Source organism: Lysinibacillus sp. NPDC096382 (assembly GCF_044762845.1).
Lineage (GTDB): Bacteria > Bacillota > Bacilli > Bacillales_A > Planococcaceae > Lysinibacillus.
The window spans coordinates 68,312-80,482 of sequence record NZ_JBIWFC010000009.1 but is presented as its reverse complement, the minus strand read 5'-3'; the positions used below and the strand labels follow the sequence as shown (position 1 = coordinate 80,482).

Below are 12,171 nucleotides of genomic sequence, written 5' to 3'. Positions count from 1 at the left end.
TGGTGATTATGAAAAAATCTAAAGTTTTCTGGGGCTATGCAGTATTAGCGCTAGTCATCTATGCAGTTGTTCAGGTGCTTATTTCAACGAACTTTCTCGATATTTACTATCAAAATATGTTGATCACAATGTGTATTAACATTATGCTTGCGGTCAGTTTGCACATTGTCATTGGTATTACTGGTCAGTTCTCGATTGGGCATGCAGGCTTTCTAGCGGTAGGGGCATATATTTCTGCCATTATCACAACTAAATTAATGCTTCCGTTCCCATTAGCTATTTTTTTAGGGGCACTTGCAGCAGCAGTAGCAGGTTTAATTGTAGGTATCCCGACGTTACGTTTAAAGGGTGACTATTTAGCAATTGCAACGCTTGGTTTTGCGGAAATTATACGTATTATCTTTTTAAATACGGATTATGTTGGTGGCGCAGCAGGGATGCAAGTTGAATATTTATCTAATTGGACTTATGCATTCATAGGTGTTGTTTTAACAATTTTAGTAATCTCGAACTTTACAAATTCTCGTCATGGACGCGCATGTATTTCGATTCGTGAGGACGAAATTGCGGCAGATGCAATGGGTATTAACACAACCTACTATAAAGTTGTAGCTTTCGCAATTGGTTCCTTCTTTGCTGGTCTTGCAGGGGCCATCTTTGCACATAATTTTTACATTATTCAACCGACAACTTTCAGTTTCTTAAAATCTTTTGATATTTTAATCTATGTAGTTCTTGGTGGTTTAGGCAGTCTTTCAGGATCTGTCATAGCTGCGGTTTTCTTAACAGTAGTCTCAGCATATTTAGCAAACTTCCCAGAAACACGTATGATTATTTATAGCTTAGTCTTAATAGTGGTAATGCTGTACCGTCCAACGGGTTTGATGGGAACGAAAGAAGTTACAGATTTGTTTAAATTCGGTAAAAAAGGAGGTACAAAATAATGACTGGAAACCTTCTTATCAATGTTGAAAACATGGGCATTCAATTCGGTGGTTTAAAGGCGGTACAGGGCGTTAATATGTACCTAAATCAAGGAGAACTAGTAGGTCTTATAGGGCCTAATGGTGCTGGTAAAACAACGAGCTTTAACATGCTTACTGGGGTGTATAAGCCAACTGAGGGCACGATTACATTTGACAGTATAAAGTTAAACGGGCTTGCGCCATATCAAGTAACGCAAAAAGGTATTAGTCGTACATTCCAAAATATTCGTTTATTTAAAGAGCTATCTGTTTTAGATAATGTTAAGGTAGCGAACCATTCACTTGCAAAGCATTCCATGTGGTCTTCTATTTTCCGCTTGCCGAATCATTTTAAAGGTGAGACAGAAATGGAGCATCAATCTATTGAGTTTCTAAAAATCTTTGGCTTAGATGTTTATAAGGATGAAGTTGCGAAAAATTTACCTTATGGGATGCAGCGCCGTCTAGAAATTGCTCGTGCTCTAGCTACGAAACCTAAGCTACTTTTATTAGATGAGCCAGCAGCAGGGATGAACCCACAGGAGACGCATGATTTAATGGAATTAATAGCGTTTATTCGTAAAGAGTTTGGCTTAACAATTCTTCTAATTGAGCATGATATGAGCTTAGTTATGGGAATTTGTGAACGTATATACGTGCTCGATCACGGTCAATTAATCGCTGATGGGACACCAGAAGAAATCCGCAACAATCCAAAGGTAATTGAAGCTTACCTTGGCGAGGAGGTTATCAGCTAATGCTAAAAGTACAAAATATAGATGTATTTTACGATAACATTCAAGCATTAAAGGGCCTCTCTTTAGAAGTAAATGAGGGTGAAATCGTAACGTTAATTGGTGCAAATGGTGCTGGTAAAAGTACATTATTAAAAACATTGTCAGGCTTATTAAAACCAAAGGGTGGCATCATTGAATATGAGGGCTTCTCTATCGCAGGGAAAGCTGCACAGACAATTGTAAAATCAGGAATTTCACATGTTCCAGAGGGGCGCCGTGTTTTTGCAAATATGTCCGTTGAAGAAAACTTAGAGCTTGGAGCATATCTCCGTAACGATAAAGCAGGCATCAAAAAGGATCTAGAGCATGTGTATGAATTATTCCCGCGTCTTTTGGAGCGCCGTAAACAGCAATCAGGTACATTATCTGGTGGTGAGCAACAGATGCTAGCGATGGGTCGAGCATTAATGGCAAGACCAAAATTGTTATTAATGGATGAACCTTCAATGGGGCTTGCGCCACTCATGGTAAAAAATATTTTTAATATTATTGAGCAAGTTAATAAAGAAGGTACAACCGTACTACTTGTTGAGCAAAATGCCAATATGGCTTTATCAGTAGCAAATCGTGCGTACGTACTTGAAACAGGACGTATAGTATTATCGGGCACAGCAAAAGAGCTTCAAGAGAGTGAACAAGTAAAGGCTGCTTATTTAGGTGGTTTATAAAAGATGAGGGCATCTCGGAAGATGAGATGCCTTTTATATTATAGATAGATGTTTGAAAATAACAGATAGCAGTAGCATTCATCATTTATTATTTGGTAATGTGGACAAAAGGAGTGATGTTTTATGAAGTATACAGCACAATATTTTATTGAGAAATTAAATTTAGCAGAGCATCCTGAGGGAGGATATTACATATCCTCGTTTAGAGCAGCTGAGGATATGGCTGTAAGAGATGTACAGAGACCAATTTATACGAGTATTTATTTCTTACTTCGTTCACAGGATATATCGCATTTGCATCGTTTAAAATCGGACGAGCTTTGGTATTATCATGCTGGCAGTCCGCTAACAGTCCATATGATTTTCCCTGATGGTACATATGAGGCGAAGAAGCTTGGATTAGATGTCGAGTCAGGAGAAGTACCACAAATAGCAGTACCGAAAAATACTATATTTGGCTCATCCGTAGAAGATGCAGATGCATTTAGTTTAGTAGGCTGTATGGTTGCACCAGGCTTTGATTTTGAAGACTTCGAATTATTTACACAAGATGAGCTTTTAGAGGACTATCCACAGCACGAGGAAGTTATTAGAAAAATGGCTTACACAACAATTTAAAGGAAGAAAGATAGCTGTTTCAAAGTTAGGTGAGTCGGCTCATAGTGTTGAAAGACAAAATGATCAAGGAAATATTGTTTACCTAGATGAGGATAGTTTTCGTTCCGGGCTACTCGTTTAGCCCAATCGCCATACTTTATTTACAAGCGCCGTCTCAAAATTAGTTGAGACGGCGCTTCCTATTTACCACAAAATAGTTTCAGGATATTTCGCTTTAATTTCGATTTCATGTAACGATTTTTTTGTAGTAATCGCGGCTTCCATGAGTTGTGATTTTAGCATTACATATTCATCGTCTTCTAACATTAATCGGAGAGCAAATGATGCTAAATGAGCTTTACGTTCCTCCGATCTTAGTTGAATATACTCTAAGTTCAAAACATCGATGTACTGTGTTGCATACCGGAATGTTAATGGACTTTTAGTATGGAGCATTCTTAAAAATACTAAGTATTCTTCCTCATTAAGCTCCTGCTCTAAACAATTAGCAACCGCTGCCTGGAATTTACGAATGGCGGCAACATCGATATTCCAATCAGAAGAATCAATTAGCTCCTGATGTAGGCGAATGAAATCGTTTAAAGCGATAGCAGTAAAGATCAGCTCAGGCCAAAGAATCTCTGCTGCGAAATAAGCATTTTTGTGTGGAAAAATTAGTTCATGCTGTAGCAAAACACTTTTATTGAGTCCATTGCTAACAAACTCAAGCTGATGCTCTCCCTGGGCAGCTTGACGTAGATTATAACAAACACTAAGAATGCGAAGGCGCGCTCCTTGATAATCATAATACTTGTTTTCATCACCAGTTATTTTGTAAATAGCATTAATAAGCTCATCTAAATCCCAAAAATCCCCGCTAACACGTGCTCCAGTTAACTGCTCAGTACTGTGAATTGACAGCATAGTTCTATCCCCTTAAACTGCTTTATTTTGGTGTGTATTTAAGTAGTCTAAATAGTTCTGTGCGTTCTTTATCTGTTAAATCGCGCCACTGTCCAACTTTTAAATTGCCAAGCTTAATATTCATAATACGAATGCGTTGTAGACGCTTAACGGAGTAGCCAAGTGCTGAACACATACGACGTATTTGGCGATTTAAACCTTGCTCTAAAATGATTTTAAAGACTTTATCAGATATTTTTTCAACATGACAAGGTAGGGTTGTAGTATCTAAAATATCTACACCCGCTCCCATTTCTTTGATGAATTGCTCCGTAATGGGTTTATCGACTTGCACGATATATTCTTTTTCGTGATGGTTTTCAGCACGTAAAATTTTATTGACGATGTCACCATCATTTGTCAGTAATAATAGCCCTTCTGACTCTTTATCTAGTCGTCCAATATGGAAAATGCGAAGAGGGTGATTGACAAAATCAACGACATTTCCTTTTATATGACGTTCAGTTGTACTTGTAATTCCTACTGGTTTGTTTAAGGCAATATATACGAGCTGTTCTTCTTTCTTTACCTCTTTTCCATCAACACAAACCATATCACCAGCTTCTACTTGACTACCGACTGTAGCAAGTTCACCATTAATTGTTACTTTACCTTCTTCTACCCATTTATCCGCACCGCGACGAGATACGATGCCTGTTTCACTCAAATATTTATTAATGCGCATACTGTTCTCCTATACATTTATATTATTTTTAAGTATACATTATAGTTGGTCACACCGTGAATTCTAGAAGCTTTTCTAGGAAATATAACTCACTCTAGGAAAACAACTTTCGTGGGTCTCCTCGTCGTTCATACTTCATTCCTTGTGCTTTCATACCAACTTACTTCCTTAATCACAAACGAATTTTAATATAAATCTAAAAAAATTTAAAAAAGTTGAAATTATTTTTCGTTTCTGACAATATATTGTGTAAGAGGGTATCTATGAAAATATCGTTATTTCGATAAAAAATGACGATATTTGTAGATTATTTTCTCATCATTTTGTGTAAAGGGGAGAAGTAAAATGGTTTATGCATTTCCAAACACTGAAGGGTCGGTAGTTCAATTCAAAGAGAAATATGAAAATTACATTGGTGGGGAATGGACACCTCCAGTGAAAGGACAATACTTTGACAATGTGACACCTGTTACTGGACAAGTTTTTACACAAGTAGCTCGTTCTACTACTGAGGATATTGAACTTGCACTTGATGCAGCACATGCCGCAAAAGATGCATGGGGGAAAACATCCGCAACAGAGCGTGCAAACATTTTACTTAAAATTGCGGACCGCATAGAACAAAACTTAGAAAAGCTAGCCGTTGCCGAAACATGGGATAACGGAAAAGCGGTACGTGAAACATTAAATGCAGATATCCCTCTTGCAATTGATCATTTCCGTTATTTTGCGGGAGCTTTACGTGCACAAGAAGGCGCAGTAAGCCAAATCGATAATGATACTGTCGCTTATCATTTCCATGAGCCAATTGGGGTAGTAGGTCAAATTATCCCATGGAACTTCCCGTTATTAATGGCTGTTTGGAAGCTAGCACCAGCACTTGCAGCTGGAAACTGTGTGGTGTTAAAACCTGCAGAGCAAACACCAACTTCAATTATGGTGCTCGTTGAATTAATAGAAGATTTATTGCCTTCAGGTGTACTAAATGTTGTCAATGGCTTTGGCTTAGAGGCAGGGAAGCCGCTAGCATCCAATCCACGCATCGGTAAAATTGCCTTTACTGGTGAGACTACGACAGGTCGCTTAATTATGCAATATGCTTCACAAAATCTTATTCCAGTTACATTAGAATTGGGCGGCAAATCGCCAAACATCTTCTTTGAGGATATTATGGACGAAGATGATGCCTTTTTAGATAAAGCAGTAGAGGGCTTTGTATTATTCGCATTAAACCAAGGTGAAGTATGTACATGTCCTTCCCGTGCATTAATTCAAGAATCTATTTACGATAAATTTATGGAGCGCGTCCTACAGCGTGTTGAAGCGATTAAAGTTGGAAATCCACTTGATCCGAATACGATGATGGGTGCGCAAGCTTCAAGTGAGCAAATGGAAAAAATCCTTTCTTACTTAGATATTGGTAAGCAAGAAGGTGCAGAATGTCTAATTGGCGGAGAGAAAAATAATGTAGGATCAGGCTTTGAAAATGGTTACTACATTAAGCCAACTGTCTTCAAAGGACACAATAAAATGCGTATTTTCCAAGAAGAAATTTTCGGGCCGGTTGTTGCTGTAACAACATTTAAAACAAAAGAAGAAGCGTTAGAAATTGCGAATGACACATTATACGGTTTGGGTGCAGGTGTATGGACACGTGATATGAATACAGCCTATCGCTTTGGTCGTGGTATTCAAGCAGGACGTGTTTGGACAAACTGCTACCACGCTTATCCTGCACATGCAGCATTCGGTGGCTATAAAATGTCGGGTGTTGGTCGTGAAAACCATAAGATGATGTTATCTCACTATCAACAAACGAAAAACCTATTAGTTAGCTACAGTGAAAACAAACTTGGTTTCTTCTAATCAATAGGGAGGTGCATGAGCTTGGTCGAGCGAGTTATAGCAACAGAAGAAGCGCTAGCACTAAAAGAATTATTGAAAGAAAAGCATGGTCCTGTTATATTTCATCAATCAGGTGGATGCTGCGACGGCTCTTCGCCAATGTGTTATCCAGAGGGCGACTTACTATTAGGTGATCAAGATGTTTGCCTAGGAGAGATTGGTGGTGCCCCCTTCTATATGCATAAAAATCAATATGACTACTGGAAGCATACACAAATAATCTTGGACGTTGTCGAGGGTAGAGGTGGTATGTTTTCACTTGAAGGCGTTGAAGGGAAACGATTCTTAACAAGATCAAGAGCCTTTTCAACAGAGGAGTTAAAGGAATTAGGTTTAATTTAAAGACTTTAGTGACAGCGGCAAAAAGTATTGCCGCTGTTTTTTTATGTTGATTTATTTGAAAAGTTTATGTGAGGCTATATTGCTGCTTGATAGGGCTTTTCTAAAAAAATGCTGCTGTCGCTTCGTTGACACTACGCTTTCGCGCAAAAAACATTTGCTGCTGTCGCTTCGTTGACACTACGCTTTCGCGCAAAAAACATTTGCTGCTGTCGCTTCGTTAGCACTACGCTAGAAGGAATGAAACCAATCCAACGTTATGATGATGAGCCAAAATGGATGAATCCTTTTTTGTTTAATTACGTAAATATGGAAAAGGAGCGTGTTAAACATGGATTTCGTTATGATTGAAAATCAGTTTACAAATATGGTGGAGGATGTCTCGAAGGCTGTTGGCCGGACAGTGGATCGTAAAATTGTGTTAGCTATAGCTGGCAAATATGTGGCATCTGGAAAACCTTTTGATTCTGTTAAATATAAAGAAGTATTACAAGAAATGAAAAAGCAAACTTCATGGACATCTCCGTTAAGAACAACGATAGGTTATAGTATTGCTGCAAATTTATTGGAGCAAGAAGATACAGAACAAGCAGTAAAAAATTTACTGAACAACGTTAATATAATGAAGGAAGCGAAATTTAGAAGTGGGAACTTTAGTTTTATTGGTGCACAGTTTTTAACTGAAGAGGAAAGTGAGAAGCGTGCACATGCACAGGCAGCACGTGCATTATTTGATGCAATCCGTAAACATCATAAGTTTTTAACGTCATACGATGATATTCCTTATGCAGTATTGCTAAGTAGCTCATCTGATGATGTAGAGCTACGTGCGGAAACAATGAATCGTTATTATAAAGAATTACGTACGTATAATTTTAATGCGGGTAATGAGCTTCAATGGCTATCGCAATTACTGACTTTCTTATCAGCTCAATATGATAATAATCTAGTGCCAAGTGTTGTAACAATCCGTGACACACTAAAGAATCAGGATGTAAAGGTCAAGACGATGCATTATCCTTTACTTGGTTTTTTAGCAATCCTTAAAGTGAATCAAGTACAGCTTCAACAGATTGTTGATTTATATAATGAGTTAAAGGATATGAAACTTTTAAAATGGCATCGTGAATTTGTGTTATTTATGGCTATACAAATTGCAATTTATGATATGGCGCAGGTACAACAATCCTTATCAATGACGATCATGTCATCAATTGAATTATTGATTCAAGCACAGCAAGCAGCGATGTTCGCAGCAATGAGTGCAGCAGCTGTAGCATCAAGTTCTTCGTGATAAAATAAAGAAGAACTTGATTTTGGAGGTGCATTTGAAGGATGAAGGAAACAAAGCTTTGGATGAATGGCCAATGGCAGAACGCAAAGGAAACATATGAACTGAGATCGCCCTATAGTGGTGAGGTTATTGCAAAGGTAGCTAAGGCATCAATTTCTGACGTTGAGCAAGCAATTGAAGGTGCACAGGAGGCATTCCAAACATTTAAAAAGACAACAGCCTACGAACGTGCCGAAATATTATATAAAGTGGTTGACATAATGCGCCAGCGGAAAGAGGAATTAGCTGAAATTTTGGCATTAGAGGCAGGTAAGCCAATATCGGCAGGTTTAACTGAAATAGAACGTACAATAGCAACTTATCAATTTGCTGCGGAGGGTGCTAAGCAAGCAAATGGTGAAACGGTACCGATGGATGCTGCACCCGGGGCAGGAGATCGTATCGGCTGGACAAAACGAGAACCTCTAGGTGTAATTTCAGCCATTACACCATTTAATTTTCCATTCAATTTAGTGGCACATAAATTAGGACCTGCTTTTGCAGTTGGAAATACGGTAGTTTTAAAGCCAGCGACGCAAACGCCATTAAGCTCTATCGTGATGGCGGAAATTTTCCAGCAAGCGGGTCTACCTAATGGTGCGCTTCAAATTATTACAGGTAGCGGAGGGGAGCTAAGTGATACACTAGTGACCCACCCACTTGTGAAAAAGGTGACATTCACGGGAAGTGGTAAGGTTGGTTTGGGCATTAAAGAAAAAGTAGGCTTGCGTAAAGTCACTTTAGAGCTTGGTTCCAATGCGGCAGTAATTGTCGAGCCATCGACACCGATTGATAAAATTATTGCGCGTTGTGTCGGTGGTGCTTTTAATTTTGCTGGACAAGTTTGTATCTCTTTACAACGTATTTATGTACACGCATCTATAATTGATGAATTTACACAGGCATTTGTAGCTGAGACAGAAAAATTATTGGTAGGTGATCCACTAGATACAAATACGGATGTTAGTGCAATGATTCATCCAAAAGAAGTTGAACGTATTCGTCAATGGATTGACGAAGCAAAGTCACAAGGTGCGATAGTTGCAACAGGAGGAACATTCACGGAACGTACTTTAACGCCAACTGTTATGACGAATGTGACGTCGGATATGAAAGTTGTTTGCCAGGAAACATTCGCGCCAATCGTCTCAATTGTTTCATATGAAACATTAGACGACGCTATTCGACTAGTGAATGAGTCGGAACTTGGTTTAAATGCTGGCATTTATACGAATGTGTTACCTGATGCATTACGTGCAGCAGATGAAATACAAGCAGGTGCTGTTATTATTAATGATATTCCGACATTTAGGGTCGATAATATGCCATACGGTGGCGTAAAAATGAGTGGCTACGGACGCGAAGGTATTAAGTGGGCAATTGAGGAAATGACAGATATGAAATTTATAACAATGAAAAAATCGTTCTAATTTGCATCAACTCTTTTTCTACGATACGATGGCGAAAGAACATTCATGAAGGGAAGTTGCAAGAACTATGACAAACAACGCAATACCGATGGGTCAGTCACGTACTGTTCAAACGCGTCTCGTATTACCGCCAGATACAAATAATCACAACTCCATTTTTGGTGGAAGAGTGTTAGCTTATATTGATGAAATTGCTGCAATTACGGCAATGAAGCATGCGAAAGGGCATGTAGTTACAGCCTCTATTGATTCAGTCGATTTTTTATCGGCAGCACATGTAGGGGATATTTTAGAAATTGAAAGTATTGTTTCGTCAACTGGACGTTCTTCAATGGAAGTTTACGTTCGGGTTATTTCACGAAACATTGAAACTCGTGAGGAAAAATTAACGACGGAATCCTTTGTAACGATGGTTGCAGTAGATGATGACGGTAAACCTAAGCCAGTTCCTGCAATTTATCCTGAAACAGATGCAGAAAAACGTCTGTTTGAAACCGGCCCTGCAAGACGAGAACATCGTAAGCAAAAGCGGGAATTACCGCATTAAAAGTGAAAAGGGAAATTGACGTATACTGTCAGTTTCCCTTTTTGTGCTTACATTTTTAACTCATTTACCACATTAATCAGTGAATCGGAAGAAGAAGAAACTAGTGTAGCCCCTTGTGACAGTTCAGTAATCAAGTTAGAGATTGTTGAAATATCTCTGGATGTATTTACGTACTGCTGTTGAATTCCAGAAACAGCGTCGGCGATATCATTAAATGATTTAGATAAACTGTTTTGTGTATCTACGCTATGTTGAATCTTTTGATCCACGTTAATAACTGAATTAGACATTGTTGTAATATTACTTTCTGTTTCTTTAATGAGATGAGAAACATTTTGTACAGCATTTTTTGTCTCTTCTGCAAGCTTACGAACTTCCTCTGCTACAACAGCAAAACCTTTACCATGCTCACCTGCACGGGCTGCCTCGATAGAAGCATTCAATGCTAATAAGTTGGTTTGATCGGCAATTCCTGTAACTAGCCCTACAATCTCTGATATTTTTTGAGAAGATGTGCGTAACTGGTTCATCGTAACTTCGAGACTGTTTACACTTTGCAAAATAACTTGTATTAAATCATTTTGATCTTGTAGCTGCTGCTGTCCGCGTCTGGATTTTTCCTGTGTATCAGCAACGAAGGATAAGCCTTGCTTAGTCGCTACTGCGATATCGTCCGTTTGAGAAGAAATGACTAATAAAGAAGCTGCTGTTTCTTCACTAATCCCATTGAGCTCCTCTGCCGTTTTTTGAATGGTAGTGACAAGTGCGTGTTTTGTGTCATCATCAGCTGCTCGAATGCGTTCCTCTTCTTTTTCATAGGCTTCGATTACAAGTTGCTGCTCGAAGTTAATGATTTTGCAGAAGGCATTGATAGCACGTATGGCATCATGTTTCGATAAATCCAACTCATTTGTAAAGCGTGTAAATGTCGTTGTTAATGACTGGAATGAGGCGATATACCACTTTGATTGTAGACCAATTCGAACATGGGTTTCAGCGATTGCCTTCCGTTCATCAATATAAGAGTTGTTAATATGACTTTCGAAAATATCACTCAAGTGCTTATGTAAAGTAACTTTTAAACGATTGATTTGTGACGTTCTGTTTATAATATCTAACAAATCTTGGCTCAAACTAATAGCTGCATAAAATTGATCCACCATTTCAGGAACTAAATCCTTAGCTAAAGGTTGTAGTTGTTTAATGATGGCTAAATCCTCAATTGTTAAATCTAAAAGTTGCAACTGTTTTTGAAGTTTTGGATAGTTTGATACATCCAATTGTACATTGTTTTTATAATTTTCAGGTGCTAATGTAATTGAGTAGCTAGAATCGTTCTTTTTTGTAAACCAACTCATTGTCTTTTGCTCCATTCTTTATAAATGCATAGTAGTATATAAAAAATCGAATTGCTTAGTTTGTTAATTTTTTGGAATATATGGTATTTAGTCTATTCTACTATTTTTTGTCGTAAATTTGGTTAAAATTTTAGTGTATTTCTTTATTTTTTTATAGGCATTATAGACGACCGTCGATTAAAAGTCATGAAATAGACTATTAAAAAGGTAATAGGTAAATTGAATTTGAAATAGGAAACCTGTAAAATACGAACTGTTTAGATTGAACGTAACAATAGTTTTGAGGAGGTATTACATGGAAAAGAAGCGTTTCAAATTTGTTATTCCGGTTATGGTAATTGTAGCGATTGGCTCGGTTTACATGTTAAGAAACTACTATGCTGAAGTACCAGACTTTGATCAGCTATTAATTACTATCTGTGCACCATTAGTATCTGGGGTACTCGCTTACTTTTTATTTCCACAGCAAGGCGAAGATAAAATTGATGATCGTGGTCCTTACTGACAGTGGAAAGGCACCTTAGAAAAATCTTAGGTGCCTTTAGTATGTTGTCCGAGCAAATGCTTTGCGCGGGCTCTTCTCG

General features: G+C 38.1%; 13 protein-coding genes. 10 read left to right on the top strand and 3 right to left on the bottom strand.

All coding sequences use genetic code 11. The annotated features are described in order from the left end of the window. The first annotated feature begins 8 nt into the window (after positions 1-8). The 4 genes from ACIQZA_RS14135 to ACIQZA_RS14120 all read left to right on the top strand — a co-directional run bounded on the left by ACIQZA_RS14135 (position 9) and on the right by ACIQZA_RS14120 (position 3,048). On the top strand, positions 9-944 hold the full coding sequence (locus tag ACIQZA_RS14135; RefSeq protein ID WP_132362613.1) for a branched-chain amino acid ABC transporter permease: 936 nt from the start codon (positions 9-11) through the stop codon (positions 942-944). Continuing rightward, positions 944-1,723 (top strand): ABC transporter ATP-binding protein, encoded by a 780-nt coding sequence (locus tag ACIQZA_RS14130; RefSeq protein ID WP_400937609.1) that lies wholly within the window; start codon positions 944-946, stop codon positions 1,721-1,723. The genes ACIQZA_RS14135 and ACIQZA_RS14130 overlap by 1 nt, the downstream gene beginning before the upstream one ends. Beyond that, positions 1,723-2,430 (top strand): ABC transporter ATP-binding protein, encoded by a 708-nt coding sequence (locus ACIQZA_RS14125; protein ID WP_402881957.1) that lies wholly within the window; start codon positions 1,723-1,725, stop codon positions 2,428-2,430. The genes ACIQZA_RS14130 and ACIQZA_RS14125 overlap by 1 nt, the downstream gene beginning before the upstream one ends. A gap of 123 nt (positions 2,431-2,553) precedes the next feature. Then, entirely contained in the window at positions 2,554-3,048 is a 495-nt protein-coding gene (locus ACIQZA_RS14120) for a cupin domain-containing protein (protein ID WP_402881956.1), read from the top strand. 183 nt (positions 3,049-3,231) lie between these two features. Here ACIQZA_RS14120 and ACIQZA_RS14115 read toward each other — a convergent pair whose 3' ends face one another. Together ACIQZA_RS14115 and rluF are read right to left on the bottom strand one after the other, a co-directional pair. Further along, the gene (locus ACIQZA_RS14115; protein WP_400937615.1) at positions 3,232-3,951 is read right to left on the bottom strand and encodes a DUF6904 family protein; all 720 of its coding nucleotides are present in this window, start codon (positions 3,949-3,951) and stop codon (positions 3,232-3,234) included. Between the two features lie 22 nt (positions 3,952-3,973). After that, a complete protein-coding gene (gene rluF, locus ACIQZA_RS14110; RefSeq protein WP_142509930.1) occupies positions 3,974-4,675 on the bottom strand; it encodes a 23S rRNA pseudouridine(2604) synthase RluF in 702 nt (233 codons plus the stop codon). Between the two features lie 345 nt (positions 4,676-5,020). Between rluF and adh the strand changes: the two genes are divergently transcribed. From adh to ACIQZA_RS14085, 5 genes are all read left to right on the top strand, one after another. Continuing rightward, positions 5,021-6,541, top strand: coding sequence for an aldehyde dehydrogenase (adh, locus tag ACIQZA_RS14105; protein WP_323654764.1), 1,521 nt, complete (start codon positions 5,021-5,023; stop codon positions 6,539-6,541). A 21-nt stretch (positions 6,542-6,562) separates the two neighbouring features. Next, positions 6,563-6,922: a DUF779 domain-containing protein gene (locus ACIQZA_RS14100; protein ID WP_400937620.1), complete on the top strand. Its 360-nt coding sequence runs from the start codon at positions 6,563-6,565 to the stop codon at positions 6,920-6,922. A 328-nt stretch (positions 6,923-7,250) separates the two neighbouring features. Continuing rightward, entirely contained in the window at positions 7,251-8,213 is a 963-nt protein-coding gene (locus tag ACIQZA_RS14095; RefSeq protein WP_400937622.1) for a DUF4003 family protein, read from the top strand. A 41-nt stretch (positions 8,214-8,254) separates the two neighbouring features. Beyond that, the gene (locus ACIQZA_RS14090) at positions 8,255-9,682 is read left to right on the top strand and encodes an aldehyde dehydrogenase family protein (protein WP_400937625.1); all 1,428 of its coding nucleotides are present in this window, start codon (positions 8,255-8,257) and stop codon (positions 9,680-9,682) included. 67 nt (positions 9,683-9,749) lie between these two features. Further along, positions 9,750-10,229, top strand: coding sequence for an acyl-CoA thioesterase (locus ACIQZA_RS14085; protein ID WP_053482846.1), 480 nt, complete (start codon positions 9,750-9,752; stop codon positions 10,227-10,229). 47 nt (positions 10,230-10,276) lie between these two features. On the opposite strand, the gene ACIQZA_RS14080 is transcribed toward ACIQZA_RS14085, so the two are convergent. Beyond that, positions 10,277-11,587: a protoglobin domain-containing protein gene (locus tag ACIQZA_RS14080; RefSeq protein ID WP_402881952.1), complete on the bottom strand. Its 1,311-nt coding sequence runs from the start codon at positions 11,585-11,587 to the stop codon at positions 10,277-10,279. A 295-nt stretch (positions 11,588-11,882) separates the two neighbouring features. On the opposite strand from ACIQZA_RS14080, the gene ACIQZA_RS14075 reads away from it, so the two are divergent. Continuing rightward, a complete protein-coding gene (locus tag ACIQZA_RS14075) occupies positions 11,883-12,092 on the top strand; it encodes a hypothetical protein (protein ID WP_402881949.1) in 210 nt (69 codons plus the stop codon). Positions 12,093-12,171 lie beyond the last annotated feature (79 nt).